Here is a 14,988-nt window from a genome sequence, read left to right as displayed (position 1 = left end):
AGTTGCGTAATCTTAACAAAAGTCACATAAAAGAAAAGAGTACCAGGAAGCAAGTTCATTTCTGGTACTTATCAATGATTTCCTGGAAGGAATCTGCAATATATGAAAGATCCTCCCTTCCAACCTGGAAAGTGCTGAGCTTGAAGTACTTGGTTAGTCCTGACTTGATTCCGTGGATATTTTTCTTTTTGAGTTCCTTGTACAGGAAATACCTTCCTTTCTTTGCAGTCTGTGAGATCTCATAGAATACCGGAGCCTCGAAGAACATCAGATCGTGATTATGTGGTCTGTCACCCATCTGGATCAGACCCATGTCCTCAAGTTTGGCTGAGAACCAGCGAGCATCAGCAACCTCATTATCCCAGTTCTGTGTCCTGCGCACAACCTCGGGGAATGATGCAATCATCGTCATCACAGTTGCACCTCTTGCAGTACATCCGAGAAGCTCCACTTCCTTTACCTTGTGTGTAGCAGATTTTCTGAAAACTATATCTGCGTATTCTTCCTTAACACCAAGCACACCGATAGGACCTGATGAAGCCATAGACTTGTGACCACTGCCGACTACAAAATCCACACCCATCTTTTTTGCATGGATTGGCATTCTACCCACAGAATATGCACCATTAAGCATCAGAGGAACATCGTAACTGTGACATATATCGGATATTCTCTTGACATCTGCAAGATTACCGTAACTGCCATCCGGATAGGTTATCTGAGCAAGTGCCGGAGCTTTGCCAGTTTCCTTAATTACTTCCTCAATTACATCAGCATATTTTTCAACATTTGTTTTATATTCGGGACTGCCGCTGTGTGGAACTGTTTTTACCTTCAGTCTTGCACGCTCTGCTGCAACAAAGGAAGAATAGTGAGCAAGCTCATCAAGAACAATATAGTCTCCTTCCTGTGCCATTGAATGCATAACTGCAAATTTTGACTCTCTCGCACCGTGTGTAATTCTCACAGCATCGGTATCCAGGAAAGCAGGCAATGCATTATGGACAAATTCCTCAACCGGAGGCTTTTTGATAAGATCAAGAACCCCGCCACAGAAATCACAGACAGAGTATCCGTCTCCCCATTCAAGTAATGCCTTACGTGCATCTTCTGTGAGCTTACCACCTGTCTGCAACGGATCAATATTTATCGCATCTTTCGGTCCACGTGCGATAAATCCAAATTTATTAAGAGTTGAGTCATCAATTTCCATAATATTACCTTTAAAATACCTTTAAAATCACGAATTTATAGTGATATTGAACTTTCCTATACTAGTTAAAAATGTTCATTGTAAAATAATTGATACAAATATAATCCTGCTAATCAAAGCACCGCTTAAGCTAATGATCTAAATAAAAAGAAAAATAAGAGCACCGAAGTGCAACTTCAAAAAATTAAATATCAATAGCTGTTTTAAAAACACCAAGGAACTCGTCACAATCATTTACGATATTGTTAGAAGCATCCTTTACAACCTCGATAGGATCTGCACCATCTGTTTTTACAAAAAGGATAGGATCGCTGATCGATACGTGCTTCATATCGTATGTTGCAATCTGAACTCTGTTGTCATCGAGTAGAGCGGACTTGAGCATATTGAGAAGAGTGTGGTTCTCACCAATGATCTCAAGGTGCATTTCGTCTTCTGTTTTGTCAATGATCTTCAATTCCATCTTTATCTCACCATGAATATTGTAATTGTAATCTTGAATTTACGATGATCAGGTTAAACTACTCCGGTTCCATAGTCTGCAGAGAGCTTTCTTGTCTCAGTACGGCCACATTCAGGACATTTCAGTTTCTTACTATCCTTTACCATAGGGGAGTGACATTTGGAACAATAAGCTTTCATGACACCAAGGGACTTTTCATCGGTACTCAGACGCATATTCTGAGTGTTGATCACCTTCGCCTTTACCACATCAGAAAGAGAGAACTCATATCCAAGATTCTTGACATAGGAATCCTTCACATTGGAAACATGAATTGCTGCAGCACCATTTGTCTGGAACTCGCGCTCCCCTTTACCCTTAATAGCACCGATCTCAACAAGAGCAACTGAATCACGCATGTTGACTACGTTTCCAATAATAATATCACCCTCCTTGATCTCAGGTGGTGTGGCGGTTCTGGGTACAACAGAAATTGTCCTTGCTTTTCTGTTAACTTTCACATATCCGGTGTTAAGTGAATGGATATCTGCAACATTGACATATGTCCCTTCGCCTGCTTTGAACTCTTCAGTGGTTCCTACAAAATCACCAGGCATTACAAAAACAGATTCCTCTGTACTTTCATCTTTATCATCCATTTCATCATCTTCTGTGGACCCGTCAGCGGGTTTGGACTTATTATTCTTTACTGACTTTTTCTTACGGCCCTGTTCTTTTTTGTTGTTAACAGATTTTTCTGCAGCCTCTGCAGTTTTCTCGTCTACTTCCTGTTTTGAAGAAAGAACCTCTTCTTCACTTCCCTGCTGGTCTTCAGAATCAGATGATTTGATCTTTCTGCGTGAAGTCTTACGTCTATTTCTTATCCTAATAAAAATCCCTTCTTATAATCCGAAATTATATAAAAGTGCACAAATCCATGATTCCTTCTAGTAAGAATCGCATTTCTTAAAATATTATCGTAATATCCGATAGATCTCTACCTTTACCATTTCTACTTCTTTTTTATGAAATTTAAATGTTCGTTTCATTGGAAATGCCGTTGAGTACCATTCTGTTATCCTGGCATCACCTATGAACTTACTAATAAAATCATGGCTCCCGCAATTATGAATGGAATATATAACATCACTGGTTTTCAACGCACTTAAAAGAAACGGTCGGTCATTGCCCTTGAACTGAGCACCAAAAGGAGGGTTCATGACAACGGTATCAGCATGCCCTTCTACCTCGAAAATATCGGCATGGATAAACTCAACATCCACACCAAGTTTTTCAGCGTTCCTGCGGGCAACTTCCAGAGCTTTGTTATCGATGTCAAAACCTACAACATCCTCTGCTCCAAGAAGCTTTGCACCAATGGCAAGCATACCAGTTCCGCATCCCAAGTCAAAGACAGTTCCTTCAAGGTCACCCTGCATATATGCAAAATGTAGCATCTCAGCAGCAAGCAATGCAGGAGTGGAATATTGCTCCAGGTTCACATTAGGTGAATCAAAGCTTTCCACCTGTTCCAACAAAATCTCAAGCTTGCGCTGTTTCAATCTTAATCACCTGTGATCTCATCAAAGTAAAGATCTTCCCATTCCCTTTCTCCAAGCACGATCTCAAATTCCAGTGGAGTCAGCATTGGAGCATGGAATCTTCCAACCTCATCAATAGCAAGCCGGGGACATGCAGTGTTGACGAATGCATCAACCTTGAACTGTAATAGCTGATCCGGAGTTACCAGGTCCATTGTGAGAATATGTGCATCTTTTCCATGGTCTTTTGCCATCTGTTTAAGCTCCATGGCAATTTCCATACGTTCCTGTCCGGGTTTTGATGATACAACAATACCAAAAACCTCTGCATCAAGAGATTTTGCGATGACAGCACTTCTCTGCCTTAGTACTTTAGAGTAATCTGCCTCCCTTAGCTCATTGACAAAAGGATCGGCTATAAGCACTCGCTTCTTCATGGCAAGTGAAACACCAAGAGGATGGAATTGTCCGCTTCCAATGAAAAGATATTCATCGCAATCCGCATTGCGGGCAGCGGAGAAGTTACATCCTAGCACCTGACCTGAATATGCAATTTTGCTGTCACCTGGACTGATAACACATTTCTTTCCATGTTGTTCCAGAACCTTTACAGCATCACCAAGTTTGTGTACATGCTGCACCGTTGTGATAAGACCAATGTTCCTGCTTTCAAGTTCAGAAGCTGCCAGTTCCACAACATCCTTAATATCAACAGCCGACCTGGTCTCTATGAAATATACTTTCTGTGAGAGCTTGTTATCATCCAGATGAGCATGCCCGAAATGGAATAGAATATCAACATCATTCAGCAGAGCAACGTCAAGGTCACACGCACCAAAACACGGATTTCCGGAAATGAATACATTAACTCCAGTCTCATTCTCAATACGTGAAGCTATTCCCGGAGAACGTCTCTTGAAACCTTCAGGGAATTGCAAACCCACTACTTTTGCACCGGTGTCCCTGATTACAGAAATTATATAATCCAGCTGGAAATCAAACGCTTCACCGTCACTCATGTATATCCTCGATTGAGATGCCTTTTTCTGTAACATCAATACGGACAAGTGTTTTCACATCAATACCCATTTCTTTAAGTCTGGAAACACCATCACCACGTTCAATAACTACAATAGTATCCGTTACGGTGGCACCAATTCCTTTTAGAGCTTCCATCAGTGCCACAAGTGTACCTCCTGTGCTGATGACATCATCTACAATAAGAACCCTGTCGCCTTTTGAAATATCATTTATGTAAAGTTCACCTTTTGAATAACCGGTTTCCTGAGACAGTTTTATCTCATCTTCAAGACCATACGATCTTTTCCTGATGATACAGAAAGGAACTCCGGTCTTCATGGAAATTGCAGTTGCAAGAGGGATTCCCATGGCCTCAATTGCAATTACCTTGTCAAAATCCCCATTGACCATTCCCAGAATGTGGTCAGTAACCTCTTCCAGAAGTTCCGGCTCAAGCCTTGGAACTCCGTCTGATATAGGATGAATGAAATAATGATATTCCCCTCTGTGAACGATTGGTGCATTCAGCAGGGATTCACGTAGTATCTTTAGCATAGTTATGGCTTAATATCTGACATTATATAAAGAGAATACCCAATTGTTTCAAAAAACAAAAGGAATGGTCAACATACGTGCAGAAAGCAAATGATTCAACATATTCTTGTATCGGTATCGGAGTGATACGAAACTATCCGATATCAAGGAAAAACAACAAATTCAATTATTGTAGATATTCTTCCTGTGTCTTACTTTGATAACAAGGATGTACAGGTTCTCATTGTCGAGATCTATAATAACCCTATAGTCCCCCTACTCGTAATCTATAACCAGGATCACCAACAAGTTTTGAAATATAATTTTCAGGACGTATTCGTATTATTTCAAGAGTAGATATTATCCTTTCCTGTATAGGCTTCTCAAGGCTTAAAAGCTGTTTTTTGGCCTTTTTAGAAAATAGGATATTAAGTCATATTCCCAGCTCTTTTCTGACATCTTCAAGAGTTGAGAAATGACCTGCCCTTATCTGCGCACGTGCTTTTTCTATCTCTAGTTTAGTTTCGATTGACAACTCTTTTGTGTCTTCAAGCAAATCCCAGATAACCTCTTCATAAGTTTCCTTGTGAACATTTTTCTGTTTGCAAGTTCATTTTGCAAATCTTCACTTATCTGTATTGTTGTTACCATAGTGAACTATAGTACTCTATATAGCATTAAATTCTCGCACCATTTGTTGTATTTGCAATCTTTAACTGAAAACGCAAAGCACTTTTCTGCCTTCATAATTTCAAATACCCCTTCAAGCAAAAGCTGTAACCTGATCCCTTTCCTGCTTTATCGCAGAATAAAGAGCCTCTTTGCTCAGTGACATCGGATGATAATAACTTCCGTTACTTTTCATTGCAACTTCCTTTGCAAGCATTGAACCTGTTGCACTGATGTCAACAACAAGCATATTCACATGGTGATCAGCTATCTGCTTACACACCTGCCTGATCTCCCTCCTGATATTCCCACCAAGATGTAGCGGAGAATTAGCAGTACCATCCGTAACAAGGATCATGATCGGAACGGCTGAAGGCTCTTTTTTCACTTCCCTGATAAGAGTATCCAGACCCCTGAGCATCCCGGAAGCCATTGGAGTTGTTCCTCCGAACGGAACCTTCTCAAGATATCTTTTTGCAGCCTCCACAGACGAAGTAAAAGGCAGTACAAGTTCACCGGAACGCCCGCTGTATGTTACCAGTGATACTCTATCCCTGCGTTGGTAAGCGTCTTTCAGCAAAGCAAGAACAACACTTGTAGTGATCTGAACCTTGTCACTCTCATCCATAGAACCAGAAGTGTCAAAAACAATATTGATAAGACTGGAAATACGTCTTCTTCTGACCTTTTCCCGTATGTCACCCTTTTTAATCTCGATCTTGCCATCCTTTGCATGATGAGCTGCAGCCCTTACAGTAGGAGCAATAGCAATATCCGTTATCTTTTCTCCAGGCATCCTGTATCTTACATAGCGACCTCGCTTGCTCTTTGTAAGAACTTCTGCACGTCTGCCGGATTTTAGTCTGCCTGCTGCAAGTCTTTTTTTCTGGGAATTACGGGCAAAATCATTGAGAATCTTACCAACGGTCTTGTCCTCTTTCAGGTCATCGAACAATTTACTGGATTCGGATTTAGGCAACCTGGACTCGTCCTCTAACTCTTCCTCAAGTTCATCATGACTGAGAATGGGGACGTATTCTTTAGGAGTAAGTTCCACGCATATTTCAGGTTCATAAACACAGAATTCTGCAGATTCTTTATTTTCAGCTTCAAGTAGAACTGCATCGGGATTAGAAACCGGATTTTCAAAAGACAAATCTTCCTCAGGATAATCATCCTCTGGAATTTCCATGTTTTCTGGATTATCCGGAATACCCGTCTCAACATTTGCTTCATAGGATTCAACTTCTGGAATATCCTCATCTTCAGCAGGCTCCAGAATATCAGCAAAGATCGACCTTTCAGGATCAATTTCCTGAGAAGTGGAATCTTCCGAATGACTAAAAGTCTCCTCTGGAATTATATCCTCTACAAGAGAACTGTCCGGTTCTGATGTATCAGGAGCCAATATTATCGTATCATCAATGGATATTTTCTCCTGAGCATACCTGAACACATCTGCAAGAGCTGAATCAGATGTTCCGATAAGAGGTTTGAAAAATGATTCAGGTTCCATTGAAATATAATCGGAATCTGCAACTATGCAAACATCTTCTATCTCACCGGGTCTTATTTGCTCCATATTCGAGTATAAATTCTCATACAGAACTTCAGTATCCTGCTTGGAGAATTCTGAAACAGAATCTCGGGGGATACGCAGTCCAAGCACAGGATAACCTAAGTATAACACTTTAATGCCATAATTGCGAGGAAGATTCCTTCGCAGGCGCTGAACAAGTTCATCGTTCATCCCCGCACCTCTTTCATACCTTACCGTCGACAACTGCTCTTAGCTGGTCAACACTGAACTCTTCTTCCTCAAATGGTTTCTTACGCATCCTGTGCGGAAGGACCATTTCAGCGGCTTCTATAATGTCATCGTTGGTGATACGTTCCCTGCCTTCATATGCAGCATTTGTCCTGGCAGCACGTTCTATCATAATATCAGCCCTGTGACCGTCAACATTGAAAGCGATGCATATTTCCGCAATGGTCCGCAGATTATCCCTTGTTGTAGTGACACGTGGAAGCATCTGCATTGCTTTTATGATCTTTGAACGCAGTTTCTCCTGCTCTGCCTCGAACTCACGGATGAACTGCTTAGGATCATCGTTGAACCTGTTACGTCTTTCCACGATCTCGATACGCTGCTCAACATCGTAGATACCTGTGACCTCAACCTGCAATGCTATCCTGTCAAGCAACTGCGGACGAAGTTCACCTTCTTCAGGATTCATACTTCCCACAATTATAAAATTGGCAGGGTGGCTTACACTTACACCCTCACGCTCAACGGTGTTCACACCCATTGCAGCGGCGTCCAGAAGTGCATCGACTACAAAGTCATCAAGCAGGTTGATCTCATCAACATACAGAATACCGCGGTTTGCCTGTGCAAGAATACCGGGGTCGAATGCCTGTACACCCTGGCGCACAGCTTTTTCGATATCAAGACTGCCCACAACCCTGTCTTCTGTAGCACCTACTGGAAGATCCACGACTCTCATAGAACGTTTGCCAATGTTCATTGTACCTTTACGCTTCTTTTCCTGACATTCCCAGCAGAACTTTTCAGGGTCTTTAGGGTCGCAATTGAATTTACAGCCCTCTACCATTTCGATCTCAGGCAATATTTCAGCCAGACCCCTCACTGCTGTTGATTTTGCAGTACCTTTCTGACCACGGATAAGAACACCACCAATAGAAGGGTTGATAGTGTTAAGTATTAGTGCACGGAGCATCTTCTCCTGTCCGACAATGGCAGCTATCGGATAAAGAACTCTTTCTGTTTTTGTAGCCTGCCTGGCAATCTCCTCGAGATATTCCGACGGCCCATCATTTTCCACTACTTTAGGAACCTCTGTTATTGTCCCGGTAATACTTGAATTCATATTATCGCCTTCCCAGCATGTAATTTTGACTTTTGATTGTTGCTTTCTTTATTAATTATAGAGTTCCTTAAGCCTTACAGATACCTCAGAATTATCGCAGATATAAGAGCCAAAAAGAGAAGAACAAGCCCTCCTATGAAGAATCCGAACACGACTTTCGTATGTACTTTCTTTTCCGGATTTTTTGCCAGTCCGTTTAGCTCATAAAGAGAGTATGTGGAACTTAGCAGGAAAAGTATAGCTGAAAAGAGCAACAAGGAACCTGCGACCAGAATGTATTCTGCGGTCCATGTCAGCGCCTTGGCGTTCAGAAGATCAATAAAAAAGTCTTTTCCGTGCCTCACATATGATGCGGTTATCCACAGCATCGTGTAAGCGATCTCTGCTGCACCCATGATCATTGAGCACAAAGCAGCAGTCATAAGCGTGACCATCATCCCTATGTCAGGGATCTTCAAATCAATTTTCCATTCATCACCCACAATTTCACCTTAAGAATATGTTTTGTTGGTATGCACTTAAATTGGAGATACGCAATATATGCAGTATAATAATAAAAATATACTTATTAAAGTAGTTAATAGCGGATATTAAATAAAAAAAAGAGTATACGAAACAAAAGACTTATTCTACATTCGTCAGAACAGTTTCAACACTGTTTCAGCAAGATTTATACTTATAGCCAGAGACTTCATTAAAGTATCAGTCCGTGAAACATTGCATCCAATTTCACTAAAACGTTCATCATCTATCGGGTCAAGCTCATCGATTATCAGATGATCGAGGAAATCGGAATAGTATGAAGCAACACCAAAAGATGAAACTTCAATTCCCCTTGCTGTCATGAGTTTACCTGCCGGTCCGCTCACTGGCCCAGTCCCGATAATAGGACTGACTGCAATAACCTTTTTCTCTTTTAGTATATCCCTCATTCCTGGAAGTTCTATTATTGGGCCAATACTTGTTATTGGATTACTTGGACCTATCAGAACATTATCTTCTCTTTCAAGTGCTTCCACAACAGCCGGAGAAATGCTTGCTTTTTCAATGCCTTCCTGGCATACGCTCATAACGTCAGGCTCGCCATGTTTTCCAACCCAGAAATCCTGGAAGTGCATCTTTCCTTCCGGCGTGTTTATCATGCTTGAAACCGGATCATCGGACATAGGGAAAACATTAGCTTTTACGCCGAATGATTTGGATAGACCGATTGTTGCTTCTGTAAGTGTGAGGCCGCTCCTGATCTGATCAGAACGCATTATATGGGTTGCACGGTCAAGATCTCCAAGCATCATAACCTCATCATATCCCAGTTCCTTCATGGCCTCATGGGTTCGGTATGTGTCATCCTTCACACCCCACCACTTTGAAGTGTCGAGTCTCCCTGAGAACATGTAGAGCAGAGTATCAATATCAGGAGTGATCAGGTTTCCTGAGACCCATATATCTTCTGCAGTATTCACCACAACAGTGATCTTTTCTTCCGGGTAAACTTCACGAAGACCATTCAGTAATTTTGGGGTACCGGTACCCCCTGAAAAAATAATCATCTTTATCCGTCCTCTTTGTCTGTTTTGTTTCGTTATACGGTTCAATCTATATAAGTAAAGACCTCGTAAATCAATACAATATATTTCAGAGGAATAAGGAGAAGGGAAATTGGAAAAATCAAGTAAAATATTGGTATATGGTATTCTTGCCATAGCCATTTTGATCCTTGTACTCACAGGGATAATTGTAGCCATTATGCATGTTCCGATAGAAGGATCAGGAGATATTGCAGTAATAGACCTTGACGGAACCATATATTCCGGAGGTTCAGAAGAGGACCTGTTCAGTGATTATCAACCCGGAGTTGAGGATTACATCGAATGGATAGAGGATGCCCAAGCAGATGATGGAACTAAGGCCATTATCATTAAGATAAATTCTCCCGGCGGGGAAGCCATTGCCAGTGAGAAACTTGCAAGGGCGATAAAGGAAGCATCTGAAAAGAAAGTTGTTGTGGCATACATTGAATCCATGGCAGCGTCCGCAGCATATCAGGCAGCATCATCCACTGATTACATAGTAGCTGAAAAACAGTCACTTGTCGGAAATATCGGAGTGAGGATGGAAATTATCCATTATTACGGCCTGATGGATGACCTTGGAATAAATGTTACAACAATCAAAAGCGGGGAATACAAGGATATTGGCTCCCCCACAAGACCCATGACAGAAGAAGAGAAGGAAATGCTGGGTTCAATTGTGAACGAAAGCTATGAGGATTTTGTTTCCTGGGTGGCTGAAAACAGGAACATGAGCCTTGAAGAAACCTACAAGGTTGCAGACGGCAGGATATACAGCGGATCCCAGGCAAAGAAAGCAGGACTTGTGGATATGGTTGGAACCCAGGAAGATGCCATAGATATTACTGCAGAGATGGCAGGAATATCCGGTGAGCCTGACATCTACGAGTATAAAAGACAATCTTCAGGTATATTGGGAATGAAGCTCAATGAGGCTTTGTATTCTTTCGGTTACGGTCTTGGAAAAGGATTGGCAGTAAGCTCTGTTGATGAAGCAGCCTCTTCCTATGGAATGTACTTCTGATAGGTTAGCCTGAAAACAGAGCATGAAGCATAAACGAGTGCAAAATCATTATAAGATGAGGTATATGTAGGTTGTATGAAAGTCATCCGCGACCCTATACATGGATATATTGAGCTTGACCCGCTCACATTATCTATCATTGATTCACCGCAGATGCAGCGACTTAGAAGACTGAGCCAGTTGGGACTGTCAAATCTCGTGTACCCCGGAGCTAACCATTCACGTTTTGAACACTCTCTGGGAGTTATGCATCTTGCCACTATGCTTACCGGAAAGATAGATTCTGTCACAGATGATGAAAAGGAAGAACTCAGAGTTGCTGCTCTTCTTCATGATGTTGGACACGGGCCATATTCCCATGTAACAGAAAACCTTACGAAACTTTATACTAGACAGCACCATGAAGATGTCCGTAAAATACTGAAAAATGGTGAGCTTGGAGAAATTCTCAGTGATAATGGATTAAATCCTGCAACCATCGAAGACCATATTCAGGGAAAAACAGACCTTGGAAAAATACTCAACAGCGAGATAGATGTGGACAGGATGGACTACCTTGTGAGAGACTCGCATTATACAGGTGTTGCTTTTGGTCTTGTTGACCATGTGAGACTCATCAATGAGATGAAATTCTACGAGAACAAACTCGTTGTTAATGCAGGTGGTGTAAAAGCAGCAGAATCACTTCTGGTATCCAGATTCCTGATGCATCCTTCTGTTTACTATCATCATGTATCAAGGATTGCAGAGACAATGTTCACAAGAGCTGTGGATGACCTTATTCAGAAAGATTCACTAAGTCCTTTTGAACTCAGGAAGATGGATGATTCCAGACTGCTGGAAATTATCCGTAATGATGATGGTTATGCTGGAGAGCTTTCACAGAGACTTGACAACAGGAAACTTTACAAAAGGGCCCTGTACGTTGGATTTGAGGAAGTGGGTGAAGGAGTACTAAGACATCGGAAGAACATCAAAAGAGTTGAAGCCGAGATTGCATCAGAAGTTGGCATCGATACTGGAAGTGTCCTGATAGATATTCCGAAAAATCCTGAGATTGCTGAAATGAAAGCACTTGTTAAAATTAATAACAAAATGCTGCGACTGGATGAGGCATCACATGTTGTTGCCACACTTGAACAGGCACACCGTGAGAACTGGAAGATGGGCGTCTATACCCCAAAAGAACATCGTGAAGATGTGGCTAAAGCAGCAAGGGATTTCTTTGACGTAAAGAAAAGCACAAAACAATTCCGCCTGACTGAAATAGAGGGATAATATGAAAGAGATACGAAAAATTGCAGCAGGAATAAATCTGGTTCTTGAATGGAAAAATGTTGGAGACGATTATGTTGCAAGCCTGACAGGTGGAGACGAACATGTGGGAGCTGTAGGAGTTGGATCCTATGACCAGGAGTCAAACAGAGCATCTTCTTCTGTGATCACAACACCCGGACACAGGGAAACCGAGATAGCACTGAATGGTGCAAAAGAATTTAGTAAAGCCTGCAAAGCAACTTCCGTATTCATAGTGGGTATTCATCTTGATAACATTACACTAGATGAGATAGAAGAGATAGTTTCTGCATCACAAAAGATGATCAGTGAACTCTCAGTTATTATTAGCGAGGGATTCTAATGGAAATAGTGATAGGTATCAGCGGAGCATCAGGTTCTGCTTACGGGGTGAGGTTACTGGAAATTCTTTCAAAGACTGATATTTTTACACATCTGGTCATGACAAAGGCTGCAAAACAGATACTGGAAATAGAGACCGATTACAAGTTATCCTATGTGGAAGGCCTTGCAGATGCTGTGTATGATGAGAGTGATTTTACAGCGCCTATAGCAAGTGGTTCTCATAAATTCTATGGGATGATCGTTGCCCCATGTAGCATGAAAACACTGGGAGAGATCTCAGGTGGAATGTCTGACAACCTGCTTGGAAGGGTTGCTGATGTATGCCTGAAGGAAAGAAGAAAGCTTGTTCTGATGCCACGGGAAACACCTCTTAATCAGATCCATCTCGAGAATATGCTAAAACTTGAAAGAGCCGGCGGAGTTGTTCTGCCTGCATGCCCTGGTTTTTATTCCAGACCACAGACAATTGATGATCTTGTGAATTCCATGGCCGGACGTGCACTTGATCTCATGGATATTGACAATGACGTTTACAAACGCTGGGGATGACGCAAGTCAGGTTGCGGCATTTACAACCGTGACCTAAAAGCTTACAGAACACGGATAAAACAGATTTCTGAGCAAATTCGGCGGTATTTTTGCCTTTGAAAATATTGTTGTATTATTCACTCAGGCCGATATCACGAAAACTTTTTATACAATACATGCTATTGCAGAGCTACCCTTCTGAATCTGATTGGGATAGTAGGGTAGCTTGGTCCATCCTCGAGCGTTTGGGACGCTTGGACTGCGGTTCAAATCCGCGCTATCCCACCAGAACTTTTTTACAAAATTACCACCATTGTTTTATGACCATTAGTTTATTCTTTTTGACCTCACAGGATTAGTTTTATAATATATCCGTCGGGAATAATGTCCCCATGGCAAGCGTTAAAGTAAAACTATTCGCAAACTTGAGAGAGATTGCACAAACTTCTTCTTTATCAACCACAGGAGACTCTGTCAAAGATGTGCTCCTTTCACTTACAGAACAATATCCTGCTCTTGAGGAACTCATATTCGAAGCAGGAGATCATGCAAAACTTTGTGGTTACATCAATGTATTCCTTAACGGAAACAACATCAAGCATATGGAAGGACTGGATACCATCCTGAACGACGACGATGAACTCGGAGTATTCCCACCAGTATCCGGCGGATGAACTGATAACAGAGGTACTTGAATGATATTCAGAGAACGCACAGATGTCGGAGAGGCAAAGGAAATGTTCCTTGCCGGGATAAATGGTATTGACAGGACAGAGTTACTTCCTGCAAAGTCTGCAATCGGAAGAGTGCTCTCCACAAGCATACTCGCACCACGCAATGTACCCCATTACAGGCGTTCCGCAATGGATGGATTTGCAGTAAGGTCTGCTGACCTCATAGGTGCATCACCTACAAATCCTGTTATGCTTCAGATATCCGATGAAATTATGGAAGGAAACTGTACACCAGTAAACACCGGAGATTATGTTCCAGATGATGCTGATTCAGTTCTGATGATGGAAGACACCATCTCTATTGGAGATATGATAGAGATCAGGGCACAGGTGCATCCCGGAAAGAATGTTGGTGATATCGGAGAAGATGTCAGGAAGAATGAGATAATATTCAACAAAAGCCACATTCTCAGGCCATGTGATATTGCTGTGCTGGCGTCCCTTGGAATCAGTGAAGTAAAAGTATATTCCAAACCTGTCGTTGCAATTATACCTACTGGCGATGATCTGCTTCCACTTCCCGGAGATGAAGAACCAGCACCAGGTAAAACACTGGACATCAACAGCCTGATGATAGGTGAATATGTCGAGAAATGGGGAGGTACTGCAAAATATTGTGATATCGTTCCTGAAGATGCAGATCTAATTGAAGATGCCATTAAGGCAAATCTTGATGCTGACATGATAGTAGTTTCTGGTGGAACCTCAGTTGGAGAAAGAGATTTTGTACCGTCTGTTGTGGAGAAACTGGGCAAAAAACTGGTCCATGGAGTCGGACTCAGCCCTGGAAAACCCACTGCTCTTGGAATTGTGCAAAACGTACCTGTTCTGTGTATGCCCGGATATCCGGCAGCCGGACTTGTTGCGCTTTTTGCGTTTGGCAAACCTGCACTTAGAAAATCCGGGAATATACCGGAGATACCTGACACAACAGTAAAGGCCACATTAAGCGGTAAGATATTGTCCAGAGAAGGTTATGTCAGCTATGCAAGAGTCATACTGGAAGGTGATATCGCTCATCCATTGATGACAGCAGGTGCCGGAATTCTTAGTTCCATTGCAAAATCAGACGGATTTGTTATAATCCCGGAAAATGTAGAAGGATGCGAAGAAGGAAGTGAAGTGGACGTAGTGTTAATTGAATAGTAACGAACTGAAAAACCAGAGCTTAGATCTTCTC

17 protein-coding genes and 1 tRNA gene are annotated in these 14,988 nt (G+C 41.9%); 7 read left to right on the top strand and 11 right to left on the bottom strand.

All coding sequences use genetic code 11. The features are described from left to right. Nucleotides 1-55: 55 nt before the first annotated feature. The 11 genes from pscS to cofD all read right to left on the bottom strand — a co-directional run bounded on the left by pscS (nucleotide 56) and on the right by cofD (nucleotide 9,860). Nucleotides 56-1,213 carry an O-phospho-L-seryl-tRNA:Cys-tRNA synthase gene (gene pscS, locus J2746_RS01060; RefSeq protein WP_209614965.1) on the bottom strand — a complete coding sequence of 386 codons (1,158 nt, stop codon included), beginning with the start codon at nucleotides 1,211-1,213 and terminating at the stop codon, nucleotides 56-58. A 184-nt stretch (nucleotides 1,214-1,397) separates the two neighbouring features. Next, a complete protein-coding gene (locus J2746_RS01055; RefSeq protein WP_209614963.1) occupies nucleotides 1,398-1,676 on the bottom strand; it encodes a DNA-directed RNA polymerase subunit L in 279 nt (92 codons plus the stop codon). 53 nt (nucleotides 1,677-1,729) lie between these two features. After that, the gene (locus J2746_RS01050; RefSeq protein WP_209614960.1) at nucleotides 1,730-2,314 is read right to left on the bottom strand and encodes an exosome complex RNA-binding protein Csl4; all 585 of its coding nucleotides are present in this window, start codon (nucleotides 2,312-2,314) and stop codon (nucleotides 1,730-1,732) included. A gap of 315 nt (nucleotides 2,315-2,629) precedes the next feature. Continuing rightward, nucleotides 2,630-3,217, bottom strand: a complete 588-nt coding sequence (locus J2746_RS01045; RefSeq protein ID WP_209614958.1) for an METTL5 family protein — start codon at nucleotides 3,215-3,217, stop codon at nucleotides 2,630-2,632. Nucleotides 3,218-3,219: 2 nt separating this feature from the next. Continuing rightward, nucleotides 3,220-4,215, bottom strand: a complete 996-nt coding sequence (gene dph2, locus J2746_RS01040; RefSeq protein ID WP_209614955.1) for a diphthamide biosynthesis enzyme Dph2 — start codon at nucleotides 4,213-4,215, stop codon at nucleotides 3,220-3,222. Beyond that, a complete protein-coding gene (hpt, locus tag J2746_RS01035) occupies nucleotides 4,208-4,771 on the bottom strand; it encodes a hypoxanthine/guanine phosphoribosyltransferase (RefSeq protein ID WP_209614954.1) in 564 nt (187 codons plus the stop codon). The genes dph2 and hpt overlap by 8 nt, the downstream gene beginning before the upstream one ends. Nucleotides 4,772-5,183: 412 nt before the next feature. Beyond that, on the bottom strand, nucleotides 5,184-5,306 hold the full coding sequence (locus tag J2746_RS14820; RefSeq protein WP_280921199.1) for a hypothetical protein: 123 nt from the start codon (nucleotides 5,304-5,306) through the stop codon (nucleotides 5,184-5,186). Nucleotides 5,307-5,513: 207 nt separating this feature from the next. Continuing rightward, nucleotides 5,514-7,169 (bottom strand): VWA domain-containing protein, encoded by a 1,656-nt coding sequence (locus J2746_RS01030; RefSeq protein WP_209614952.1) that lies wholly within the window; start codon nucleotides 7,167-7,169, stop codon nucleotides 5,514-5,516. Between the two features lie 13 nt (nucleotides 7,170-7,182). Next, the gene (locus J2746_RS01025) at nucleotides 7,183-8,310 is read right to left on the bottom strand and encodes a magnesium chelatase ATPase subunit I (RefSeq protein WP_245249911.1); all 1,128 of its coding nucleotides are present in this window, start codon (nucleotides 8,308-8,310) and stop codon (nucleotides 7,183-7,185) included. A 74-nt stretch (nucleotides 8,311-8,384) separates the two neighbouring features. Beyond that, nucleotides 8,385-8,792 (bottom strand): hypothetical protein, encoded by a 408-nt coding sequence (locus tag J2746_RS01020; protein WP_209614950.1) that lies wholly within the window; start codon nucleotides 8,790-8,792, stop codon nucleotides 8,385-8,387. 156 nt (nucleotides 8,793-8,948) lie between these two features. Beyond that, on the bottom strand, nucleotides 8,949-9,860 hold the full coding sequence (gene cofD, locus J2746_RS01015) for a 2-phospho-L-lactate transferase (protein WP_209614948.1): 912 nt from the start codon (nucleotides 9,858-9,860) through the stop codon (nucleotides 8,949-8,951). 109 nt (nucleotides 9,861-9,969) lie between these two features. On the opposite strand from cofD, the gene sppA reads away from it, so the two are divergent. The 7 genes from sppA (at nucleotide 9,970) to J2746_RS00980 (ending at nucleotide 14,954) form a co-directional block, all read left to right on the top strand. Further along, nucleotides 9,970-10,905, top strand: a complete 936-nt coding sequence (gene sppA, locus J2746_RS01010; protein ID WP_209614947.1) for a signal peptide peptidase SppA — start codon at nucleotides 9,970-9,972, stop codon at nucleotides 10,903-10,905. Between the two features lie 75 nt (nucleotides 10,906-10,980). Next, entirely contained in the window at nucleotides 10,981-12,183 is a 1,203-nt protein-coding gene (locus J2746_RS01005; protein ID WP_209614937.1) for an HD domain-containing protein, read from the top strand. Nucleotide 12,184: 1 nt separating this feature from the next. Beyond that, entirely contained in the window at nucleotides 12,185-12,544 is a 360-nt protein-coding gene (gene lpdD / locus J2746_RS01000) for a prenylated flavin chaperone LpdD (protein WP_209614936.1), read from the top strand. Continuing rightward, nucleotides 12,544-13,095 carry a UbiX family flavin prenyltransferase gene (locus J2746_RS00995; RefSeq protein ID WP_209614934.1) on the top strand — a complete coding sequence of 184 codons (552 nt, stop codon included), beginning with the start codon at nucleotides 12,544-12,546 and terminating at the stop codon, nucleotides 13,093-13,095. The genes lpdD and J2746_RS00995 overlap by 1 nt, the downstream gene beginning before the upstream one ends. Nucleotides 13,096-13,284: 189 nt before the next feature. Next, nucleotides 13,285-13,362: transfer RNA gene (locus J2746_RS00990), tRNA-Pro, on the top strand. A 104-nt stretch (nucleotides 13,363-13,466) separates the two neighbouring features. Beyond that, complete coding sequence (locus tag J2746_RS00985) at nucleotides 13,467-13,748, top strand: ubiquitin-like small modifier protein 1 (protein ID WP_209614932.1); 282 nt, start codon at nucleotides 13,467-13,469, stop codon at nucleotides 13,746-13,748. A gap of 21 nt (nucleotides 13,749-13,769) precedes the next feature. After that, complete coding sequence (locus J2746_RS00980) at nucleotides 13,770-14,954, top strand: molybdopterin molybdotransferase MoeA (protein ID WP_209614929.1); 1,185 nt, start codon at nucleotides 13,770-13,772, stop codon at nucleotides 14,952-14,954. The last annotated feature ends 34 nt before the right edge of the window (nucleotides 14,955-14,988 follow it).

The organism is Methanolobus bombayensis (assembly GCF_017873415.1).
In the GTDB taxonomy this organism is placed as follows: domain Archaea; phylum Halobacteriota; class Methanosarcinia; order Methanosarcinales; family Methanosarcinaceae; genus Methanolobus; species Methanolobus bombayensis.
This window is presented reverse-complemented; position numbering and strand designations above follow the sequence as displayed.

Bases quoted from the DNA above. Each gene is read 5' to 3' on its own strand.
- cofD (WP_209614948.1), bottom strand. From the start codon at position 9,860: ATGATTATTTTTTCAGGGGGTACCGGTACCCCAAAATTACTGAATGGT.
- J2746_RS00980 (WP_209614929.1), top strand. From the start codon at position 13,770: ATGATATTCAGAGAACGCACAGATGTCGGAGAGGCAAAGGAAATGTTC.
- J2746_RS01030 (WP_209614952.1), bottom strand. From the start codon at position 7,169: ATGAACGATGAACTTGTTCAGCGCCTGCGAAGGAATCTTCCTCGCAAT.
- lpdD (WP_209614936.1), top strand. From the start codon at position 12,185: ATGAAAGAGATACGAAAAATTGCAGCAGGAATAAATCTGGTTCTTGAA.
- dph2 (WP_209614955.1), bottom strand. From the start codon at position 4,215: ATGAGTGACGGTGAAGCGTTTGATTTCCAGCTGGATTATATAATTTCT.
- J2746_RS01005 (WP_209614937.1), top strand. From the start codon at position 10,981: ATGAAAGTCATCCGCGACCCTATACATGGATATATTGAGCTTGACCCG.
- J2746_RS01055 (WP_209614963.1), bottom strand. From the start codon at position 1,676: ATGGAATTGAAGATCATTGACAAAACAGAAGACGAAATGCACCTTGAG.
- hpt (WP_209614954.1), bottom strand. From the start codon at position 4,771: ATGCTAAAGATACTACGTGAATCCCTGCTGAATGCACCAATCGTTCAC.
- J2746_RS01050 (WP_209614960.1), bottom strand. From the start codon at position 2,314: ATGGATGATAAAGATGAAAGTACAGAGGAATCTGTTTTTGTAATGCCT.
- J2746_RS00985 (WP_209614932.1), top strand. From the start codon at position 13,467: ATGGCAAGCGTTAAAGTAAAACTATTCGCAAACTTGAGAGAGATTGCA.
- pscS (WP_209614965.1), bottom strand. From the start codon at position 1,213: ATGGAAATTGATGACTCAACTCTTAATAAATTTGGATTTATCGCACGT.
- J2746_RS01025 (WP_245249911.1), bottom strand. From the start codon at position 8,310: ATGAATTCAAGTATTACCGGGACAATAACAGAGGTTCCTAAAGTAGTG.
- J2746_RS00995 (WP_209614934.1), top strand. From the start codon at position 12,544: ATGGAAATAGTGATAGGTATCAGCGGAGCATCAGGTTCTGCTTACGGG.